The sequence below is a fragment of the Streptomyces sp. NPDC002004 genome, assembly GCF_053593975.1.
Genome location: NZ_JBSFDP010000023.1, coordinates 1 through 20,430 on the forward strand (window position 1 = coordinate 1; position 20,430 = coordinate 20,430).

A 20,430-nucleotide genomic window follows, 5' to 3' on the forward strand; every position below is an offset into this window, starting at 1 on the left:
CCCCCAGCTCACCGACGAGATCAAGACCCGCAAGGGCTGACCCTCCCGGCACCACACCACAAGGCCCCCGCGACCACACCGGACGCGGGGGCCCCCGCCATACCCCGATCCGTTCGACGGGCTCACGTGCCGGGCTTGCGTCCGTACACGAAAACGTCGTCGCCCTGCTTCAGCAGGGACCAGTACTTCTGCGCCACCGTCTTGGTCATGTTCACACAGCCGTGCGAGCCGGGCGGATTCCACATGCTCAGTCCGACGGAGTGGAAGGCCTGGCCGCCGTCGAAGAACTGGCTGTACGGCATGGGCACGTGGTACAGGTTCGAGACGTGGTCGATGTCCCGCCAGTAGATCTTCTTGAGGCCGGTGCGGGTCTCGTACCCGTCACGGCCCGTGCGCACCGGCACCGGCCCGTAGACCAGGTTCTTGCCGTCCTGGATCCAGCTCAGCTGAAGCGTCAGGTCGACGCAGGCGATGCGGCCCTTGTTGACGGGACACTTGCCGTCCTTGTTGGGGTTGTCCCCCACCGCCTTCTGCTTGTTCATCAGGTCCATCACCCCCCAGGTGACGGGACCCGCGTAGCCGATGTTCGGCGTGATGCCGTGCTTGTTCTGGAAGGCCTGGATCGCCTTGCAGTCGGCAGCCGACTGCTTGCCGTCGACCGGCCTGCCCAGGAACTTCTCGACCTGCTTCTGGTACGGGCCGGTCTGCGTGGAGCAGCTCGCGGCGCTCGCGGGGGCCGCCCCCAGCGCCAGCGCCAGTGGCGCCACGAGTCCGGTGATACCGAGCACGACGGCGCCCCGTCGGCGTATGTCCCCCATATGAGGCCTCTTCCCTGAATGCGCATCCTGCGTAATTGCGTCTTCCTAGACGCTCGGGAAGGGCGATGAGTTGCACGGGACGCTGTGATGCGGCTCCCAGAGGCCGGGCACGGAGCGGTCGCGTGATCGGCAAGCTCTCGGCCGGCCACCGCGAGAGGGCCGGGACGCCGTCGCAGCCGGGGCCGGCGGGGTTGGTCCGGGAGAAGTGGCGCACGGCCCCATGCTCCGGAATGCCCACCATGGGCCGATCGCGGGCCCGCCACCGCACGGTCGGCCGACCGTGCCGGTCGCCGCTCAGCGAGAGAGTTCCCCGGCCCGGCGGGTGAGTTCCTCGGGCGTCAGGTCCTCCAGGTGAGTGAGGAAGATCCAGACATGGCCGAAGGGGTCGCGCAGGATGGCCGTGCGATCGCCGTGGAACTGGTCGGCAGGCGGCTGGAGCAGTTCCGCACCTGCCGCGACAGCCTGGCGTGCGAGCGCATCGACGTCGTCTACGAAGACGTGCAGACCCACGGTGGTGCCCCCGACGGTGGTCGGTGCGCTGAAGTGGGGGCCCTCGGCATCACCCAGCATGAGGGTGGATCCCTGGATGCCGATCTCGGCGTGCACGATGCGTCCGTCCGGGCCGTCGATGCGGACATGCTGCACGGCACCGAATGCCTCCGTGTAGAAGCCGATCGCGGAAGCCGCGCCGTCGAGCATGATGTGGGCGATCACGGTGTTGCGGTAGGTCTCGGGAACGGTCGTCGTCGTCATGGGGATGTTCTCCTCGGTGTGTTGGCGACGACCATGAAGGTAGAACCTCAACCAAACTTCAGGTCAACCGCCGATCCGCAGGCAGCCGGCCGGGGTCCGGTCAGGAGCCGGAGACATGGTGCGGCGACTGTGGCGGTGCCCCGGCAGACCTGAGCGCTGAGCGAAGCGAAGGCAGCGCGCCAGGCCCCGCACCCTCATCCGGCCTGATCCACAGCTCGCGACGCGGACACGACCTAGTGGCGGCGCCTCCAGAGGATCGCGACCAGCGCGGCGATCACCGCCGCGACGAGCGCCGCGACCGCGGCGCGTTTGGCGACCGGTGCGCCCGCCGCCCTGACCAGGTCGATGGGCTCGGCCTCGGCGGGCGGTTCGGGGTTCTCCTCCGCCGGCCGCGCCAGCTTCTCCGACAGACAGTCGGCGAACCGGCCCACGAGTTTGTCGCCCACCTCCGCAAGCACTCCTCGGCCGAACTGGGCGGGCCGGCCCGTCACCGACAGATCGGTGCGCACCGAGACCAGGGTCCCCCCGTCACCGTGCTCCGCGAGGGTGCCGGTGACCGTGGCGCGGGCGGTGCCCTGGCCGCGCACCTCCTTGCCGGTGGCGGACAGGACGAGGCGGTGCGCGGTGTCGTCCTGCTCCTCGATGACCGCGGTGCCGCCGTAGGTGAGGTTGATGGGGCCGACCTTGACCTTCACCTTGCCGGTGACGGTGCGGCCGTCGAAGGCCTCCACGGTCGCGCCGGGCATGCAGGGTGCCACCCGCTCGATGTCGAGGAGCGCCCGCCAGGCCTCGTCGACGGGGACCGGCACGGTGAATTCGTGGTTCAGTTCCATGTGTTCCTCACTCTTCAGACAGCGGTTCCCGATGGCGCGGGGTGGATGGCTCCGGCCGTCCCCGCCAGGGGCGCGCCGGTGCCGCCCCAGCGCAGCGCGATGATCTCCGCCGCGACGGACACGGCGACCTCCTCGGGCGTACGGGCCCCGAGGTCGAGCCCCACGGGTGAGCGCAGCCGCGCGAGTTCGGCGTCGGTCAGCCCGCTCTCCCGCAGCCGCTTCATCCGGTCGTCGTGCGTACGCCGGCTGCCCATCGCGCCGATGTACGCCGCGGGGCGGCGCAGCGCCTCCTCCAGCAGGGGCACGTCGAACTTGGGGTCGTGCGTGAGCACGCACAGGACGGTGCGGTCGTCGGTGTCGGTGCCGCTCAGATAGCGGTGCGGCCAGTCGACGACGACCTCGACGCCGGTGGGGAAGCGCTTGGGCGTGGCGAAGACCGGGCGGGCGTCGCACACCGTGACCCGGTAGCCGAGGAAGACGCCGATCCGGGCGACCGCCGCCGCGTAGTCGATCGCGCCGAAGACCAGCATGCGCGGGGGTGGCGCGAAGGACTGCAGGAAGACGGTGACGTCGTCCTCGCGGCGCTCGCCGCGCGACCCGTAGTGCCGCAGCCCGGTGGCTCCCTGCGCGAGCTCGCCCCGTGCGTCGGCGGCGACGGCCGCGTCGAGTCCTGCGCTGCCGAGGGTGCCCACCTGCGACCCGGGCCAGACCGCGAGCGTGGCGCCCCGGGGTGCCGGGCCGTCGGTCACGGTCGCCACGGTCACCGGCTCGTGCCGGGCCACGGACTCCGCGACGGCGCCGAAGGCGGGGTCGGTGTCCGGGGAGACGGCACGGACGAGGAGGGTGATCTCGCCGCCGCACGTGAGGCCGACGGCGAAGGCGTCCTCGTCGCTGTAGCCGAAGGTCTCCAGGCGGGCCTCGCCGTCGGCGACGACGTCCTGGGCGAGCTCGAAGACCGCTCCCTCGACGCAGCCGCCGGAGACGCTGCCCACGACCTCGTCGCCCGGTCCCACCGCCATCGCCGCGCCCGGCCCGCGCGGCGCGCTGCGGCTCACCTCGACGACGGTGGCCAGCCCGAAGGGCGACCCGGCCGCGTACCAGCGGTTCAGGGCCGGCAGGATTTCACGCACCGTCCGCTCCTCTCAGCCACCGCGGGCCGGGGGCACCGTCGCTCCGTACCGCCGGCCCGTCGGCATCGTGCACCGTCCGTTCCCCCGTGGCCGCCGCAGGACGCCGGGCCCGCTCGGTCCGCTGCCCGGACCGACCGGACGTCCGGGGCGCTCCGGGACCCCGTGCTCCGTCGCCCCGCACCTCCGCCCCGCCGTCGTCACGCATCGCCGGCTCCCCTCACCACGGCGGCCAGTCGTTCCAGGGCGGCCAGGCTGTGCCCCTCGACGAAGGCGTCCACGCTCGGCAGCGCCGCCGCCATACCGCCCGCCAGCGGGGCGTAACCGGGCCGTGCCTTGCGCGGATTGGCCCACACGACGCGATGGGAGAGCCGGTGCAGCCGCCGCATCTGCTCGGCGAGCAGGGACGGGTCGCCGCGCTCCCACCCGTCGGAGAGCAGGACGACGACGGCGCCGCGTGCCATGCCCCGCTGTCCCCAGCGGTCGAGGAAGCCGCGCAGCATCTCGCCGAGCCGGGTGCCGCCGCGCCAGTCGGGGACCGCCGCCGCGACCGCGGCCATCGCGGTGTCGGGGTCACGGTGGGAGAGCTCGCGGGTGACGCGGGTGAGCCGGGTGCCGATGGTGAAGACCTCGGTGCGGGCGCGGGCACGCGGGGATCCGCCGTGCGAGGCGGCGTGGGCGAAGCGCAGCAGCGCATCGGCGTACGGGCCCATCGAGCCGCTGACGTCGACCAGCAGCACGACCCGGCGGGGCCTCTCGGCCCGGGCACGGCGGCGCAGCCGGGCCGGTTCGCCGCCCCGGCGCAGCAATTCCCGCACGGTGCGGCGGGGATCGACGCAGCCGCGCCGCGCCGGGTGCAGGCGTGGGGTGCGGCGTGGCTCGCCGCGCAGCGAGAAGGCGGCGAGCAGGCGCCCGAGTTCGTCGCGCTCCGTGCGCGTGAGGGCGGCGAAGTCGCGGTGCCGCAGTACCTCGGTGGAGCTGGCGAGCGCCGGTGCCGCTCCGGCGTCCGGCTCCTCGTGCGTCCGTGCCTGCGGCAGGCCGGGAGCCTCCCGGACGACGGGGCGCAGGGCCGGCACGGTGGCGGCGGGGGCCCGCCGGCGCGGCTCGGCGGGGCCCGTGCCGAAGTAGGCGGTGAAGACCCGGTCGTAGCGTTCCAGGTCGTCATGAGTGCCGCAGAGGGTGAGACGGCCCGCCCAGTAGACACCGGTGCGCGCCTGCGGTCCGACGGCGTCGAGGGCGCGCAGGAAGGCCTGGACCCGGTCGGGACTCGCGTCGACGCCGGCGGCGCGCAGGGCGCGGGCGAAGCCGACCAGGACCGCGGTGGCGTCGAGGGCCGTCGTCATGGTGCTCACGCCCCGGACCGGGCCGCGAGGAGACCGGCGAGGTCGAGGGAGCGGGCGCGCTCGGCGTCCTCGCGGTACTTGAGCACGGAGCCCAGGGTGGAGACGGCCAGTTCGGCGTCCAGCTCGGTCGCGCCGAGGGCGTCCAGGGCCTGGGCCCAGTCGATGGTCTCGGCGACGCCCGGTGGTTTGAGCAGGTCCTCCGCGCGCAGCGCCTGGACCACCGTGGTCACCTGCTCGGCGAGGCGGGCGGCGACGCCCGGCAGTCGCCTTCGGACGATGGCGAGTTCGCGGGCGAAGTCGGGGTGTTCGAACCAGTGGTAGAGGCAGCGCCGCTTGAGCGCGTCGTGCACCTCACGCGTCCGGTTGGAGGTCAGGACCACGACGGGCGGGGTGTCGGCGCGCAGGGTGCCGAGTTCGGGGATGGTGACCGTGTACTCGGACAGCAGCTCCAGCAGAAAGGCCTCGAACTCGTCGTCGGCGCGGTCGACTTCGTCGACGAGCAGCACCGCGGGCTGGGTCTCCAGGGCCTTCAGGAGGGGCCGGGCGATGAGGAACCGCCGGTCGTAGAGCTCTCCCTCCAGGCGCTGCGCGTCGGTGATCCCCGCCGCCTCGGCGGCGCGCAGATGGAGCAGCTGGCGCGGGAAGTCCCAGTCGTACAGCGCCTGGGACGCGTCGATGCCCTCGTAGCACTGGAGCCGGATGAGGGGCGCGCCCAGCATCTCGGCGAGGGCGGAGGCCAGCGCGGTCTTGCCGACGCCCGCGTCGCCCTCGCAGAAGAGGGGGCGGTGCAGCTTGAGCGCCAGGTAGGAGGCGACGGCGAGCCCCTCGTCGACGAGATACCCGGTGGCCTCGATACGGCGGCGCAGTTCGTCGGGGCCCGACGGAGCGGACGGTGCAGCCTCCGGCCCGCCGGGGCCGGCGGTCCCGGGCCGTCCGGGTTCGCCGGGCGGCGGTGAGGGTCCGATCGGCCCCGTCGGCCGGGCCGTTCCGTTGTCGGGTGGACCGGGCATCCGGGGCGCTCCCGTCACCCCGTCCCGGCGGCGGCGAGGACCGCGCGCCGGGTCAGGACCCGGGCGAGGTGGCGGCGGTACTCGGGCGAACCGGAGAGGTCCGTGGGCGGTGAGGTGCCCACCGCGGCCTGCTCGGCGGCCCGCGCCACCGCGTCCTCGGTCGCGTCGGTGCCGGCGAGTGCCGCTTCCGCGGCCTCGGCGCGCAGCGGGGTCGCGCCCATGTTGGTGAGGCCGATCCGGGCCTCGGCGATGTGGCCGTCGTCGCGGCGGACCAGGGCGGCCACGCCGACCACCGCCCAGGACTGGGCGACACGGTGGAACTTCTCGTAGTGGTGGCCCCAGCCGTCGGCCTTGGGTACGCGTACCTCGACCAGCAGTTCGTCGGGCCGCAGGGCGGTCTGGAGGTAGTCCGTGAAGAACTCGCGTGCCGGGACGGTGCGGCGGCCCTGCGGTGACGCGGCGACCAGTTCCGCGTCCAGGGCGAGGAGCACGGCCGGCAGGTCGCCCGCGGGGTCGGCGTGGGCGAGGGAGCCGCCGAGGGTTCCGCGGTGGCGTACCGCGGGGTCGGCCACGGTCGCCGTCGCTTCCGCGAGCAGTCCGGCGTGCCGTCGTACGAGGCCGTCGTGGATGACGTCGTGGTGGGTGGTCATGGCGCCGATGACGAGCGATCCGCCGTCCTCACGGATGCCGCGCAGTTCGGTGATCCTGCCGACGTCGACGACGAGTTCGGGGAAGGCGAGCCGCAGCCGCAGCAGCGGCAGCAGGCTCTGCCCGCCGGCGAGGACCTTGGCGTCGTCCCCGGCGTCCGCCAGGGTCCGTACGGCGTCGTCGACGGATTCGGGCCGTGCGTAGTCGAAGGCCGCGGGAATCATGCGGATCCCTCCTCACCCGAGGTCGGTGTGATCTCCGGTCCGCCCGACAGCGAGCCCGACAGGCCCGTGCCGCGGGAGGAGACGTCCGGCTCGGCGGTCTCCGCCTCGCCCCGTGCCGCCCGGAGGGCCTGCCATACGCGCTCGGGGGTGCAGGGCATCATGACCTCGGTGACGCCGAGGGGCCGCAGCGCGTCGACGATGGCGTTGACGACGGCGGGGGTCGAGGCGATGGTGCCGGCCTCGCCGACGCCCTTGGCGCCGAGCGGGTTGGACACGGCGGGGGTCTCGGTGCGGTCGGTGACGAAGTCGGGCAGGTCGGCGGCGGAGGGCACGAGGTAGTCGGCCATCGTGCCGGAGACGAGGTTGCCCTGGTCGTCGTAGACGGCCTCCTCGTAGAGCGCCTGGGCGATGCCCTGGGCCACGCCGCCGTGCACCTGGCCCTCGACGATCATCGGGTTGATGACCTTGCCGACGTCGTCGACGCTCACGTAGGAGCGGATGGTGGTCCGCCCGGTCTCGGTGTCGACCTCGACGGCGCACAGGTGGGTGCCGTGCGGGTAGGAGAAGTTCTCCGGGTCGAGGATGTGTTCGGCGTTGATGGTGGGTTCCATGCCGTCGGGCAGGTCGTGCGAGGAGAAGGTCTCGAAGGCGACCTCCTGGATGGTCTTACGGGCCTCGGGCGAGCCCTTCACGGAGAACACGCCGTCGGTGAAGTCCAGGTCGTTCTCGTTGGCCTCCAGCAGATGCGCGGCGACCTTGCGGGCCTTGTCGACGACCTTCCGGGCGGCGTGGTGCACGGCGGCGCCGCCGACGACGAGGGACCGGGAGCCGTAGGTGTCCATGCCCTGCGGGGCGGCCCGGGTGTCGCCGTGGACCACTTCGACGTCCTCGAAGGGGACGCCGAGCACGTCGGCGGCGATCTGGCTCCAGCAGGTGACGTGGCCCTGGCCGTGCGGGCTGGTGCCGGTCACCACCTCGACCTTGCCGGTGGGCAGCATGCGGATGCTCGCCGCCTCCCAGCCGCCGGCCGCGTACCGCAGGTCCCTCAGCACCCGGCTCGGCGCGAGCCCGCACATCTCGGTGTAGGTGGACACGCCGATGCCGAGCCGCACCGGGTCGCCGCGCCGGTTGCGGGCCTCCTGTTCGGCGCGCAGGTCGTGGTAGTTGAAGAGCGCGAGCGCCTTGTCGGTGGCCGCCTCGTAGTTGCCGCTGTCGTAGGTGAGCCCGGCGACCGAGGTGTACGGGAACTCGTCGTGTCCGATCCAGTTGCGGCGGCGCAGTTCGACGGGGTCCAGACCGAGCTCGGCGGCGAGCTCGTCCATGATCCGCTCGATGGCGAAGGTGGCCTCGGGGCGTCCGGCGCCGCGGTAGGCGTCGGTGGGCGTGCGCGTCGTGAACACCCCGGTGCAGCCGAACGCGTAGGCGTCCATCTTGTAGATCGCCGGGTACATGAAGGCACCCAGGAGGGGGATGCCGGGTGTGACGAGCATGAGATACGCGCCCATGTCGGCGAGCAGGTCCACCTTCAGGCCGAGCAGTCCGCCCTCGCGGGTGGCGGCGACCTCGATGTCCTGGATCTGGCCGCGTCCGTGATGGGTGGCCAGATAGCCCTCGGAGCGGGACTCGGTCCACTTCACCGGCCGCCCGAGCTTGCGGGCCACGGCGACGGCCAGCGCCTCCTCGCCGTACACCTGGAGCTTCGAGCCGAAGCCGCCGCCCACGTCGGGGGCGATGACGTGCAGCTTCTGCTCCGGGATGCCGGTGACGACGGAGAGCATGATGCGCAGGATGTGCGGGATCTGGGTGGCCGAGTACACGGTGTACTCGCCGGACGCGGCGAGCGGGGCGACGACGACGGCCCGGGGCTCCATCGCGTTGGGGATGAGCCGCTGGTGGTGGAAGCGGCGCCGCAGCACGACGTCGGCGCGCTCGCGCACGGACGCGTAGTCCTCGCCGGTGACCAGGGGCCAGGTGTAGCAGCGGTTGGTGCCCTTGTCGGAGTGGACGAGCGGCGAGCCGTCGGCGAGCGCGGCCTCCAGGTCGAGCACCGGGTCCAGCGGGGTGTAGTCGACTTCGACGGCCTCCAGGGCGTCGGCGGCCGCGTACCGGTCGCGGGCCACCACGACGGCCACCGGTTCGCCCGCGTACCGGACCTCGTCGACCGCGACCGGCGGATGGTCGGGCAGGACCAGGTCCTCGGTCACCGGCCAGGCACAGGGCAGCGAGCCCAGGCCGTCGGCCAGGTCGGCGCCGGTGTAGGCGGCGACGACGCCGGGCCGCTCCAGGGCCGGGGCGACGTCGACGCGGTCGATGCGGGCGTGTGCCATGGGGCTGCGCAGGATGGCGATGTGCAGCAGCCCGGTGACGCTGATGTTGTCGGTCCAGTTGGTCTGCCCGGTGATGAGGTGGGCGTCCTCCTTGCGGAGCCGGGGGCGCCCGATCTCCTGGGCCGCGCCCTTCTCCGTGAGCTGGTCGGTCATACCGCGGCCTCCTCGACCGGGGTCTCCTGCCCGGAGGCGGTGCCCGCTGTGCTGCCCGCGGCGGCGAGGACCGCGCGCACGATGTTCTGGTAGCCGGTGCACCGGCACAGATTGCCCTCCAGGGCCTCGCGGACCTCGTGGGGCGTCGGATCGGGGTTCTCCTTGAGCAGGTCACGGGCGGCCATGATCATGCCGGGTGTGCAGTACCCGCACTGCAGGGCGTGCTGCTCGTGGAACGCCTTCTGCAGCGGGTGCAGGGTGCCGTCCGCGGCGAGGCCCTGGATCGTGGTGATCTCGCAGCCGTCGGCCTGCACGGCGAGCACCGAACAGCTCTTGACGCTCTCACCGTCGAGGTCGACCGTGCAGGCCCCGCAGTTGCTGGTGTCGCAGCCGACGGGGGTGCCGGTGAGTCCCAGGTTGTCCCGCAGATAGTGGACGAGGAGCAGACGCGGTTCCACGTCGTCTTCGTAGGTCGTGCCGTCCACCTTCACCGAAATCCGGGTCATGGACCCTCCCAGAGGACAGGGCGTTATGTCATGTATCGCACGCGAACAGTGCATCTGAAGCGATATGCGTCACTCTAGGACTGTGCAGGGAGGGGCGCGAGCGCTCCTGCCACGGTAGGGCGCGGTGTCGCGCGGGCCCGGGGCGGGCCCGGGCCCGCGCGGTCCGCCGCGGTTCGTCGTCGGTCGGAGGACAGGGATGCAGGCGGTGGAAGTTCTCGCGGACGTGTACGGGCGCATCCGGGAGGAGGTGCACGCCGTCGTCGACGGACTCTCCGCCGAGGAGCTGATCACCCGGCCCGACCCCGGCGCGAACTCCATCGCCTGGCTGGTGTGGCACCTCACCCGCATCCAGGACGATCACGTCGCCGACGCGGCGGACGACGAGCAGGTCTGGTTCACCGAGGGCTGGGGGCAGCGTTTCGACCTGCCCTATCCGAAGACGGCGACCGGCTACGGGCACAGCAGCCGGCAGGTCGGCCTGATGCGCGTGGCCTCGGGCGAGTTGCTGACCGGCTATCACGACGCCGTGCACGAGCGGACCCTGCGGTTCCTGCGCGGCCTGCGGGCGGGCGACCTCGACCACGTCGTGGACGAGGGCTGGGATCCGCCCGTCACCCTCGGCGTCCGGCTGGTGAGCGTCATCGGCGACGACCTCCAGCACGTGGGCCAGGCGGCCTTCGTGCGGGGGATGCTCGAGCGGGCCTGAACGAAGCACGGCGACCGGGGCGAGACGGTTCCGGTGCATGACCCTGCGACGCCCGGTGAGGCGGTGCCGGCCGATGCCCCGCGATCCCCGGTGAGGCAGTGACGTTTCTGTGGTGAATGTGCTACGCCGCCAGGGTGAGCAAAGGATGTGTAGTGGAAAGTTATCGATTGGTTCCAGAAATTATCCCTTTTAGGTAAAGGGCCGCCGTGTCCCGGCGGCCTCGCCACTCCCCTACGCCGCACACCAGACCTGAGGAGCCAGGCGTTGACCTACGGGAACAAGCTGCGCGACCAGATCGCCGAACCGGGAACGACCCCCCTCATCGGCGTCTACGACATGTACTCCGCTTCCATCGCGGCCGAGCACTACGACGGGATGTTCGTCTCCGGCTTCGGCTTCGCCGCGTCGCACTACGGACTGCCGGACATCGGGTTCATCGCCTGGCCGGACATGGTGGCCTTCGTCCAGCGGCTGCGGGGCGCCTTCCCCCGGCATCACCTGCTGGTGGACATCGACGACGGATACGTGGATCCGGAAGTGGCCTGCCACGTGGTGGAGGGGCTGGAGCGGATCGGGGCCTCCGGAGTGATCCTGGAGGACCAGAAGCGCCCACGGCGCTGCGGGCACGCCGAGGGCAAGCAGGTGCTGCCGCTGACCGAGTACCTCGACAAGCTGGAGCTGGTACTGGCGACCCGCCGGGACCTGGTGGTGGTGGCCCGTACGGACGCGACCGACGAGGAGGACATCCTGCGCCGGGCGAAGTCGCTCGCCGCCACCGACGCCGACGTCGTCCTCGTGGACGGGGTCCGCAGCGTGGAGTGGATCCGGCGCATCCGCGACGTGGTCGGCGACAAGCCGCTGCTGTTCAACCAGATCGCGGGCGGCAAGTCGCCGAGGCTCTCGCTCGGCGAGCTGTCCCGACTCGGTGTCGACGTCGCGATCTACAGCACGCCCTGCCTGTTCGCCGCCCACGAGGCGATGGACTCGGCGCTCACCGAGCTCAAGCGGGCCGACGGTCGGCTCCCGGCGGTGAACGAGGCGCAAGGGGTCGGCGTCGCCGCCTCCACCCGGTTGCTGGAGCGGAACATCGCCCGCCGTCATCCCGCGCCCGAGACGGTGGGCGCGTGAGCCCGGCGGTCCCGCGGATGCGGACGGTCCCGATCCTGGCCCTGGTGCTGCTGGGCGGCGGTGCGGCGCCCGCCGCCGCGGACCACGGTGTGATCACCGTGCTCGACAACTCGCACGCCGACTCGATCCTGGAGGTGGACCGGGCGGCCAACGTCCAGAGCGGAAGCAGCGGCACCGCCGGCAGCGACCACGACGGCAGCGCGGTCGAAGCCGTCAAGGCACTGGTCGGCGGCTCCGACGGGGACGACGGGGGCGACGACTGAGCACCGGCACGCGGAGCGGGTGAGCGGCCGGACAACCCGGTCGCCGAGCCGCCGAGGACCGCGCCGCACGAGGGCCGGGACCCGCCGATGACGGTGCCCGGCCCTCGAGGTCTCAACCCCCGCCTCGTACGGGAGTTCCACCCGCGGCACCCCCCATAGCGGCCGGAATGAGCGATTCCGACTCGCATTGACCGAGGGTGGCCGTTTTCGGACAGAATCCGAACGGATACGTTGGGTGATCACCCCGCCGGGGTAGACCCCTTTGATCACGCCAGGGGCAGGTGTGCAGCAACCCCGGCTCTCGTCATGCATTCGTGCGGTGGATGCTCTCCCATGGCGAAATATTTCCCGAATTAACGCCGTCATGACGGAAGAGTTGACCGAAAGTGCCCACGGAGTTTTGACCCGTGAACGGTCGTTCCGTGAAGGTCGTTCACATGCCCATCACATTCCGCGGGGCCGGCGGTGGCCCGCTGCGCGGGCGCGACTTCCGTCTGCTGCTCGCCGGCGCGACGGCCGGACAGCTCGGTGCCCAGGTCACCCTGGTGGCCCTGCCCCTCGTGGCACTCCTCGAACTCGACGCCTCCGCCCTCCAGGTGGGCCTGCTGACGACCGCCGAGACGGCCGCCTTCCTGCTCATCGGACTGCCCGCGGGAGCCTGGGCCGACCGCATGCGCAAGCGCCCCCTGATGATCCGGGCCGACGTCGTACGGGCGGCCGCCATGGCGAGCATCCCCGCCGCGGCGCTCGCGGGCGTCCTGACGATGGCCCAGCTCTACGCCGTCGCCGTGATCAGCGGTGTGGCGACGGTGTTCTTCGACGTGGCCCACCAGAGCTACCTGCCTCAGATCCTTCCCCGTGACCAACTGGTCGCCGGCAACGGCGCCCTGGAGGCGGTCAGGTCCTCGGCCCAGGTGACCGGCCCCGGAGTCGGCGGAGCCCTCGTCCAGCTGGCCGGAGCCCATCTCGCGATCGTCGCGGACGCCGTGGGCTACCTCCTGTCCGCTCTCTTCCTCACCGGCATCCGGCGGAGCGAGGACGCACCGCAGGCGGTTCCCGGAGCCTCCCTGCGCAAGGAGATCGCCGAGGGCGTGCGGTTCGTCACCGGACACCCGTTGCTGCGTGTCATCGCTGCGACGACCGGTCTCGCCAATCTGTGCACCGCCGTCCTGATGGCGACGCAGACCGTCCATCTCGTCCGTGTCGTCGGCCTCGGGCCGGGCGCGCTCGGTCTGGTCCTGTCCGCCTCGGCGGTCGGCGGGCTGCTCGGTGCGCTGTGCGCGGGGCCGCTCGCCTCCCGCGTGGGACAGGCCAGGGTCATCTGGCTGTCCGCGCTCGTCACCGGACCGTTCGCCCTGCTGTGGCCGCTGTCCGGGCGCGGGGCCGGCGGAGCGGTCCTCTTCGCCACCGGGTCCGGTGCCGTCTTCTTCGGCGCCGTCGTCTACAACGTCGCGCAGGTCAGCTTCCGCCAGGCCGTGTGCCCCCGCCGGCTGCTGGGCCGGATGAACGCCACGCTGCGCTTCCTCATGTGGGGCACGCTTCCGCTCGGCGCCCTGCTGGGCGGCACCCTCGCCGAGGCCTACGGCTCCCGTGCCGCACTGGCCTGGTGCGCCGCCGGGTTCCTCCTCGTACCACTGCCGCTGGTGCTGTCCCCGCTCCGTCGCCTGCGTGATCTGCCCCTGCCGGAGCACCTGCCCGACGAGGTCCCGAACGGTCCCGGGAATTCCCCGGTCCCCGCGACCACCGGCTGAACCGCCCTCCCCCGCGCCTCGTTCACCCCCCACGCCGGTCCGGCGCCCGGGTCCACCGGACTTCCCCGGACCGGGCCCGTGTGCCCGCACTCCCGTCCCCGTACGCCCTTGGCACCCGCCCCGACGCGCCCCCGCGTCGCCACCGCGCCCGGCCGTCCGCCGGCCACGACAGAGAGGATCACGTGCTCAGCATCACGAGCCAGTACCTGGCCCGCTACCGGCGGCTCGAGTCCGGCGACGGAGCCGGCGTCCTGCTGCCCGTCACCGGTGCACAGCGCCGCTTCGTACTGGTGCGTTCCCTGGACCCTGCCGGGCGCCCCGACCTCGTGCCGATGTTCTTCGCCTTCCCCCGCGGCACCGTCGACGTCGAACGCCTCGCGGCCGCGGCCCGGCGCCTGGCCGAGCGTCACCCGGCCCTGCGCGCCCGCCCCGTCGTGCTGCGGGGAACGCCCGCGCTGCGCCTGCACGACCCGTACGTTCCGGTGACCCGGCTCGACCGGGCACCGGGCGAGGGCACCGCCGACGCGCTGCGCCGCGCGCTCGGCACCTGGGAACCCGACGGCCCGCCGTTGCGGATGTTCCTGGCCCACGACGACGACCCCACGGGCGACGAGGTGCTCGCGGTCGTCCTGGACCACGTCTCCTGCGACGGCCGGTCCCTCGCCCGCATCGTCGAGGAACTCGGTGCCGCCTACGCCGAAGACACGGCAACCGAGGGGACCGCACCGGAGGAGTCCGAGGCCGAACTCGCGGCGTACCGCGAGGCCGTCCTCCTCCAGCTCGCCGCCGAGCAGGACGCGGAGACGGCCGCCGCGACGGCCTACTGGGCCGACCGGCTGCGCGCCGTGCGCGAGCAGACCCCGCCGCCGCGCCCGGGCGCGGTCCCCGCCGGGACGCTGCCGAGCGGCTCCGCCGAGGCCCGGCTGCCCGCTCACGCCGACGGCGTGCCGTTCCCCGAACTGCTCGACGCCTGCCGGTCGGCGGCGCGGGCGCTCCACGGTCCGGACCACGTCGTACCGCTCGGCTATCCCTGGGGCCACCGTCCCCCGTCGGCCGCACCGGTCGTCGGCTGCTTCCTCAACACGGTCGTCTTCCCGGCGGCCACCCACCTCGGCGCGGCGCCGGGGGTGACGGCCGACACCTGGTGGGACGACCTGGACCGGGCGGACCTCCCGTTCGACGCGGTGGTGAACGCCGCACGGTCCGCCGGGTCCCGCTGGAGCGGCCGCCTCGACGGGCTGCTGACCGTGGACGACGCACGACGGCGGCCTCCGCTGCGCCTCGGTGGTGCGACCGGCCGCGAGGTCCATGTCGACGGCAGGGCGGTACGCGCACCGTTCGCCGTCTCCGTCACCCAGGGCGCCGAGCTGCACCTGCGCATGGTGTGGGACCGCGCGGTCCTCGACGACCGTGCGGCGCACGAGGCGTTCGCCGCGTTCAGCGACGCGCTGCGGGCACCGGACCGCGACGCCGCCTGACACCCCGGCCCGGCTGCATCCGGGCCACCCGCCGTCCGGCACCCCGCACACCGGGGCCGCGCACGGCACCGCTCGACCCCCGCCCCGGCGGGGCCCCGGGCCGGGCACCGTCCGGCTCCCCGTACCCCGGTGGGATCCGGGCCCGGACACCCGGCCGGGCACCCGCCGCCGAACTCACCGGCCGCGCCGCGCGAACCGCTGGCCGCCGCCCGATCCGCACGCCGCCCGGCACGACCGTGCCGGCACGGCATCCACCACCCCGACGACCTCAGGGAACGCCCATGCTTCCGCTCTCCGCATCGCAGGAGATCGTCTGGTTGCACGAACAGCTGCAACCGGGCAGCCGCGCCTACAACTTCACCGCCTCGCTCGACCTGCGGGGCACCCTCGACACCGAAGCACTCCGCCGGGGCCTCGCCGCCGCCCTGGAGCGCCACCCCGGTCTGCGGCTCGAACTCGTCGCCAGGGACGCAGCGATACCGGGACAGCGGGTCGCCGAGGCGTGCGCGCCACGGCTGCACACCGTCGACCTGTCGGACGAGGCGGACCCCGAAGCGGCCTTCGGCGCGCTGCTGCGCACGGAGGCGGAGACGCCGCTCGACACCTTCCGGGCACCGCTGCTGCGCTGGACCCTGGTGCGCATCGCCGACGGCCACCACCGGCTGATCCACGTGGAGCACCACCTGATCCACGACGGGCACTCCTTCGCGATCCTGCTGAAGGACGTCTTCGACGTCTATCGGGGCCATGTACTCGGCGAGCCCGTCACGCTGCCGCCCGCCTCCTCGTACGCCGACCACGTGCGGGCCCGGGCCGGGGCGCCGTTCGCCCCGGAGAGCCTGGACTTCTGGCGGGCCGAACTCGCCGGCCACCCCCATGACATGCCGCTGCCCGGGCTGACCCGCCCCGGCGCCCGCCGCAGGCACCACGGGGCCCAGCTGCGCCAGTCCATCGGCGCGGACCTCGCGGAGCGGCTGCGCGAGCACGCCCGGGCACGTGGACTCACGCCGTTCGCGACCCTGCTCGGGCTCTTCGCGGAGCTCCTGCGGCGGCACAGCGGCCGGTCGCGGATGGTGATCGGCACGGCCGTCGGCAACCGCCCCCGCGGCTTCGAGGACGCCGTCGGCATGTTCGTCAACACCATCCCGCTGCCGCTGCGGCCGGACCCGGCCGAGCCGGCCGACGACGCCATGGACGAGGTCACCGACACCCTGTTCCGTGCGCTGCCGCACCAGGACGTCCCGGTCCAGGAGCTGACGCGCGCGCTCGGCATGCACACCGGCGGCGCCGACAACCCGCTGTTCGCCGTCATGTTCAGCGCGCACGACGCCCCGCTGCCCGAGATCGACGTACCGGGCCTGGACATCACCCTCTTCGAGGGCTTCAACACGGGCACCACCCGCTTCGACCTGGACGTGGTGCTGCTGCCGGACGACCGGCGCGGTGTCACGCCGCGCCGCGGGGGCGCCGGGATGACGCTGGTCTGGGACTACGACGTCGACCTGTTCGACGAGGACACGACGCGGATGCTCGCCGGCCGCTTCCTCGGCCTGCTGCGGAGCTATCTCGACGCACCCGGCACCGAACTGGGCGCGCTGGCGCCGGCGCCGCGGCCGGCCGAGGCCGCACCCGCGGCGGTGCCGGACGCGCAGGGCCGCGACCTCCTCGATCCCCTGGGCGCCCACGACCCCGCCCTGCCCGCCCTGCTGGCCGGGGCCCGCCGCCTCACCTACCACGACCTCGACGTACGCGTCGCCGCGCTCGCCGCGCGGATGCGTGAGGCGGGAGTGACTGCGGGGCGCCCCGTGGCCGTCGTCCTGCCCCGAGGGGTGGACTCGGTCGTCGCCCTGCTGGCCTGTCTGCGCACCGGCGCGGTCTACTGCCCCCTCTCGCCCTCCGACCCGCCGGCCCGCCTGGAGCTGCTGCTGAAGCGGCTGGACCCGGCGCTGGTGCTCACCGACGGCAGTTCCGTCGTGGTGCCCGACGGGCTGCCGACAGGCTCCGTCGACTCCCCGGCACTCCCCCGGGCGCGCGAGGGCGACCCGCTGCCCGGCACGACCTACGTCATTCACACCTCCGGCTCCACGGGCGTGCCGAAGTCCGTCGCCGTCGGCCGCGGGGCGCTGGAGCACCACATGACCGCGATGGCGGACCGGTTCCGGCTCGCGCCGGGCGACCGGGTACTGATGTTCGCCCAGCCGTCGTTCGACGTGGCGCTGGAGGAGGTCCTCCCGGCCCTCCACGCGGGTGCCTGCCTCGTCCTGCCCGACCACGAGGTGCCCACCGGTACGGAACTCACCGCCCTGCTGGCCGCGGCCCGCGTCACCGTCGCCAACCTGCCCACCAGCTACTTCCTGGCCACGCGCGAGGAGATGCGTCCGGCGCTGCGCGCCGGGGAGTGGGCACCCAGGCTGCTGGTGCTGGGCGGTGAACGGCTGCCCGCGCAGGCGCTGCGGGACTTCATGGGCGACACCGACGCCACCGTCCTCAACGTGTACGGAGTCACCGAGGCGGCCATCAGCTCCACCGTGCACGAGGTCTCCCGGGACGCGCTCACCGAGGGCGCCGAAATCCCGCTGGGCACGGAACTGCCCGGCGAACGCGTCCATGTGCTGGATGTCCGGCACCGGCCGATGGCACCCGGGGAGGTGGGCGAGCTGGCCGTGGCAGGACCGGGTCTGGCGGAGGGATACCTCGGCAACCCGGAAGCCACACGGGCCCGCTTCGTCCCGGTGGAGGCGCTCGGCGGTGAGCGCGTCTACCTCACCGGGGACCTCGGCCACCGGGGACTCGACGGGCAGCTGTACTTCCTCGGACGCCGCGACAACCAGATCAAGCTGCGGGGCCACCGCATCGAGCTGGAGGAGATCGAGGCCGCGGCGTCCGCCGTGCTCGGCGGCCGGTCCTGCGCCGTCGTGCTGGACCGGGAGGCCGCGGGCGGCCCCCGGCTCGTCGGGTTCCTGGAAGGCGACCCGGACGCCGCGGGCGGGGACTTCGACGAGCACGCGCTGCACGCGGAGCTGAGCCGCCGGCTGCCCGGCCCGCTCGTGCCCGGCCGCTGGGCCCGGCTGGCGTCCATGCCGACGCTCGCGGGCGGCAAGCCCGACCGGGCGGCGCTCGCGCGCATGGCCGCCACGCTCGAACCGACGGCGCCCGCCGGGCCGTCCACCGCCCCGATGGGCACGCCGTCCGATCCGATGACGGCGCTGCTCACGGAGGGCTGGCGCGAAGTCCTCGGGCACAGCCGCTTCGACGAGAACGCGCACTTCTTCCGCAGCGGCGGCCACTCCCTGCTCGCCGCCCAGCTCGCCGCGTGGCTCGAACCGCACCTGGGCGAACGCCCGCCGCTCAAGCTGCTCTTCCGCAATCCCGTGCTCGCCGACCAGTCCCGGGCCCTCGCCGCCACCACTGCCGCCACCCTCTCCCCGGAGTCGTGATGACCCAGCTCCTGACCGCCACCGGCCTCGCCGCCGGCACCGACACCGACACCGACGGCACCGTCACGACGGCCGGCGCCGCACCCAGCGTCCTGCGGGGCGCCCCCGCCGAACCGACCCGCGTGCTCGCCCGCTTCGAGGAGTGGCTGCGGCGCGCCCCGCAGGCCCCCGCCGTCATCGACGGCACCCACACCTGGAGTTACGCCGACCTGGACGCCCTCGCCTCCGGGGTCGCCGCCTCACTGCGGGACCGCATACGCCCCGGAGACCTGGTCGGGGTGTGTCTCGACCGCTCCGCCGCCCTCGTCGTGACCGCCGTCGCGCTCGCCCGGCTCGGCGCCGTCTATCTGCCCCTGGGTCCCCGGCCCGGCGAGCGCCGCACCGAGGCCGTCACCGAGGACCTGGACGTCGCCTGCCTCATCGGTGCCCCCGAGGTGCTTCCGCCCGGCCACCGGGCGGCCGACCATGTGCACCTGGCCCTGCCGGCCGAGGGCGCCAACGCCACCGACCGGGTGGTCGCCGCCTTCGGTGCCCGGCGCGAGGACTCCCGGCGCGCTCCGGAAGGGGCTTTCTACGCCGTGCTGACCTCCGGCTCCACGGGCCGCCCCAAGGCCGTCGCCGTCGGCGAGGCGGCGCTGTCCGTACTGCTCGACTGGTACCGCAGCGAGGCCGGTCTCGCGCCCGGGGACCGCCAGTCCCTGCTGATCGGCGTCGCGTTCGACCCGCACCTGCTGGAGCTGTGGGCCGGTCTCACCTCCGGCGCCGCGCTGGTCCCGGCGCCCGACGACGTCCGCTGGGACCCCGCCGTCCTGACCGACTGGTGGCGCGACGCCGCGGTGACCGTCTCCGTCGCCGCGACGCCGATGATCGAGCCCCTGCTGGACCGTCCCTGGCCGCGGGAACTGAGGCTGCGTCATCTGTTCGCCGGCGGCGACCGGATGCGCCGCAGGCCCGGCCGCGACGTGACCGCCACGGTGCACAACGCGTACGGCCCGGCGGAGGCCACCGTCATCACCACCACCTGCGCGATGCGCCGCACCGACCCGGAGGCGGGTGCCCTCACACCTCCTCCCATCGGCGTGCCCGTGCCGGGCGCCACCGTCGTCGTGACCGGCGAGGACGGCCGGCCCGTCCCGCGCGGCGAGGAGGGCGAACTCCGCATCGGGGGCCACTGCCTGGCGCTGGGGTATCTCGACCCCGACCTCACCGCACGCCGTTTCGCCGCTCCGCCCGAGGGCGCCGGGCTGTCCGGCACCGGCCGTCTGTACCGCACCGGCGACCGGGTCCGGATGACCGCGGACGGGTGTCTGGAGTTCCTCGGCCGCCTCGACGACCAGGTCAAGATCAGCGGCGTGCGTATCGAGCCCGCCGAGGTGGAGGCCGCCCTCGAGCACGATCCGGCCGTACGCAGCGCCGTCGTGACCCCGGTGCACGGCGACGACGGCCGCGCCCGACTGGTCGCGCACCTGCGTCCCGCTGACGGCGCCGCGCCCACGGCCGCCGACGTACTGGCGCGGGTCCGTGCCTGGCTGCCGGAACAGGCGGTGCCGACCACCGTGCATCTGGTGGACGACTACCCGCTCGACGCGAACGGCAAGGTGGACCGGGCCGCGCTGATCGTGCGGGCGGCCGGCCGGCCGGGCGTCCCCGTCACCGTCGAGACCCCGGGCGCCACCCCCACCGAGGAACTGGTGCTCCGCACCGTCCGCGACCTCCTCGGCCGGCCGTCGGTGACGCTCGCCGACAACTTCACCGACGCGGGCGGCACCTCCGTCGACGCCGCACGGCTGCTGGCCGCCCTGGAGCGGGAGTCCGGGGTCCGGTTGCGCGCCCCCGAGCTGCTGCGCAGCCCGGATCTGCGGACCGTGGCGCAGCTGGTCGACGGACGCCGCGCCCCGCTTCCGGCCGGAGCCTGACATGCCGTC

Annotated in this window: 16 protein-coding genes; 7 read left to right on the forward strand and 9 right to left on the reverse strand. The window is 73.5% G+C overall.

From position 1 onward, the window contains the following. Positions 1–122 precede the first annotated feature (122 nt). From ACWCP6_RS26525 to ACWCP6_RS26565, 9 genes are all read right to left on the reverse strand, one after another. Positions 123–818: a L,D-transpeptidase family protein gene (locus ACWCP6_RS26525; protein ID WP_450935067.1), complete on the reverse strand. Its 696-nt coding sequence runs from the start codon at positions 816–818 to the stop codon at positions 123–125. 294 nt (positions 819–1,112) lie between these two features. Continuing rightward, positions 1,113–1,571, reverse strand: coding sequence for a VOC family protein (locus ACWCP6_RS26530; protein WP_450935068.1), 459 nt, complete (start codon positions 1,569–1,571; stop codon positions 1,113–1,115). 233 nt (positions 1,572–1,804) lie between these two features. Beyond that, positions 1,805–2,404: an SRPBCC family protein gene (locus ACWCP6_RS26535; protein ID WP_450935069.1), complete on the reverse strand. Its 600-nt coding sequence runs from the start codon at positions 2,402–2,404 to the stop codon at positions 1,805–1,807. Between the two features lie 14 nt (positions 2,405–2,418). Continuing rightward, positions 2,419–3,534: an XdhC family protein gene (locus tag ACWCP6_RS26540; RefSeq protein WP_450935070.1), complete on the reverse strand. Its 1,116-nt coding sequence runs from the start codon at positions 3,532–3,534 to the stop codon at positions 2,419–2,421. 197 nt (positions 3,535–3,731) lie between these two features. Continuing rightward, positions 3,732–4,874, reverse strand: a complete 1,143-nt coding sequence (locus ACWCP6_RS26545) for a vWA domain-containing protein (protein WP_450935156.1) — start codon at positions 4,872–4,874, stop codon at positions 3,732–3,734. A 5-nt stretch (positions 4,875–4,879) separates the two neighbouring features. Beyond that, positions 4,880–5,884, reverse strand: a complete 1,005-nt coding sequence (locus tag ACWCP6_RS26550) for an AAA family ATPase (RefSeq protein ID WP_450935071.1) — start codon at positions 5,882–5,884, stop codon at positions 4,880–4,882. A 14-nt stretch (positions 5,885–5,898) separates the two neighbouring features. Then, on the reverse strand, positions 5,899–6,756 hold the full coding sequence (locus ACWCP6_RS26555) for an FAD binding domain-containing protein (RefSeq protein ID WP_450935072.1): 858 nt from the start codon (positions 6,754–6,756) through the stop codon (positions 5,899–5,901). After that, positions 6,753–9,236: a xanthine dehydrogenase family protein molybdopterin-binding subunit gene (locus ACWCP6_RS26560; protein WP_450935073.1), complete on the reverse strand. Its 2,484-nt coding sequence runs from the start codon at positions 9,234–9,236 to the stop codon at positions 6,753–6,755. Before ACWCP6_RS26560 ends, ACWCP6_RS26555 begins: the two co-directional genes overlap by 4 nt. Then, positions 9,233–9,742, reverse strand: a complete 510-nt coding sequence (locus ACWCP6_RS26565; RefSeq protein ID WP_450935074.1) for a (2Fe-2S)-binding protein — start codon at positions 9,740–9,742, stop codon at positions 9,233–9,235. Before ACWCP6_RS26565 ends, ACWCP6_RS26560 begins: the two co-directional genes overlap by 4 nt. 196 nt (positions 9,743–9,938) lie before the next feature. On the opposite strand from ACWCP6_RS26565, the gene ACWCP6_RS26570 reads away from it, so the two are divergent. The 7 genes from ACWCP6_RS26570 (at position 9,939) to ACWCP6_RS26600 (ending at position 20,421) form a co-directional block, all read left to right on the forward strand. Beyond that, positions 9,939–10,448 carry a mycothiol transferase gene (locus ACWCP6_RS26570; protein ID WP_450935075.1) on the forward strand — a complete coding sequence of 170 codons (510 nt, stop codon included), beginning with the start codon at positions 9,939–9,941 and terminating at the stop codon, positions 10,446–10,448. Positions 10,449–10,712: 264 nt separating this feature from the next. Further along, positions 10,713–11,576: an isocitrate lyase/PEP mutase family protein gene (locus ACWCP6_RS26575; RefSeq protein ID WP_450935076.1), complete on the forward strand. Its 864-nt coding sequence runs from the start codon at positions 10,713–10,715 to the stop codon at positions 11,574–11,576. Beyond that, entirely contained in the window at positions 11,573–11,839 is a 267-nt protein-coding gene (locus ACWCP6_RS26580; RefSeq protein ID WP_450935077.1) for a hypothetical protein, read from the forward strand. The genes ACWCP6_RS26575 and ACWCP6_RS26580 overlap by 4 nt, the downstream gene beginning before the upstream one ends. A gap of 437 nt (positions 11,840–12,276) precedes the next feature. Beyond that, complete coding sequence (locus ACWCP6_RS26585) at positions 12,277–13,590, forward strand: MFS transporter (protein ID WP_450935078.1); 1,314 nt, start codon at positions 12,277–12,279, stop codon at positions 13,588–13,590. A 182-nt stretch (positions 13,591–13,772) separates the two neighbouring features. Further along, positions 13,773–15,068, forward strand: coding sequence for a non-ribosomal peptide synthetase (locus ACWCP6_RS26590; RefSeq protein WP_450935079.1), 1,296 nt, complete (start codon positions 13,773–13,775; stop codon positions 15,066–15,068). Between the two features lie 281 nt (positions 15,069–15,349). Next, positions 15,350–18,505: a non-ribosomal peptide synthetase gene (locus ACWCP6_RS26595; RefSeq protein WP_450935080.1), complete on the forward strand. Its 3,156-nt coding sequence runs from the start codon at positions 15,350–15,352 to the stop codon at positions 18,503–18,505. Then, a complete protein-coding gene (locus ACWCP6_RS26600) occupies positions 18,505–20,421 on the forward strand; it encodes a non-ribosomal peptide synthetase (protein ID WP_450935081.1) in 1,917 nt (638 codons plus the stop codon). Before ACWCP6_RS26595 ends, ACWCP6_RS26600 begins: the two co-directional genes overlap by 1 nt. Positions 20,422–20,430 lie beyond the last annotated feature (9 nt).

Excerpts from the sequence above, each read along its gene's own strand:
- ACWCP6_RS26595 (WP_450935080.1), top strand. The coding sequence starts at position 15,350 with ATGCTTCCGCTCTCCGCATCGCAGGAGATCGTCTGGTTGCACGAACAG.
- ACWCP6_RS26570 (WP_450935075.1), top strand. The coding sequence starts at position 9,939 with ATGCAGGCGGTGGAAGTTCTCGCGGACGTGTACGGGCGCATCCGGGAG.
- ACWCP6_RS26555 (WP_450935072.1), bottom strand. The coding sequence starts at position 6,756 with ATGATTCCCGCGGCCTTCGACTACGCACGGCCCGAATCCGTCGACGAC.
- ACWCP6_RS26550 (WP_450935071.1), bottom strand. The coding sequence starts at position 5,884 with ATGCCCGGTCCACCCGACAACGGAACGGCCCGGCCGACGGGGCCGATC.
- ACWCP6_RS26600 (WP_450935081.1), top strand. The coding sequence starts at position 18,505 with ATGACCCAGCTCCTGACCGCCACCGGCCTCGCCGCCGGCACCGACACC.
- ACWCP6_RS26585 (WP_450935078.1), top strand. The coding sequence starts at position 12,277 with ATGCCCATCACATTCCGCGGGGCCGGCGGTGGCCCGCTGCGCGGGCGC.
- ACWCP6_RS26525 (WP_450935067.1), bottom strand. The coding sequence starts at position 818 with ATGGGGGACATACGCCGACGGGGCGCCGTCGTGCTCGGTATCACCGGA.
- ACWCP6_RS26565 (WP_450935074.1), bottom strand. The coding sequence starts at position 9,742 with ATGACCCGGATTTCGGTGAAGGTGGACGGCACGACCTACGAAGACGAC.
- ACWCP6_RS26560 (WP_450935073.1), bottom strand. The coding sequence starts at position 9,236 with ATGACCGACCAGCTCACGGAGAAGGGCGCGGCCCAGGAGATCGGGCGC.
- ACWCP6_RS26545 (WP_450935156.1), bottom strand. The coding sequence starts at position 4,874 with ATGACGACGGCCCTCGACGCCACCGCGGTCCTGGTCGGCTTCGCCCGC.
- ACWCP6_RS26535 (WP_450935069.1), bottom strand. The coding sequence starts at position 2,404 with ATGGAACTGAACCACGAATTCACCGTGCCGGTCCCCGTCGACGAGGCC.
- ACWCP6_RS26530 (WP_450935068.1), bottom strand. The coding sequence starts at position 1,571 with ATGACGACGACGACCGTTCCCGAGACCTACCGCAACACCGTGATCGCC.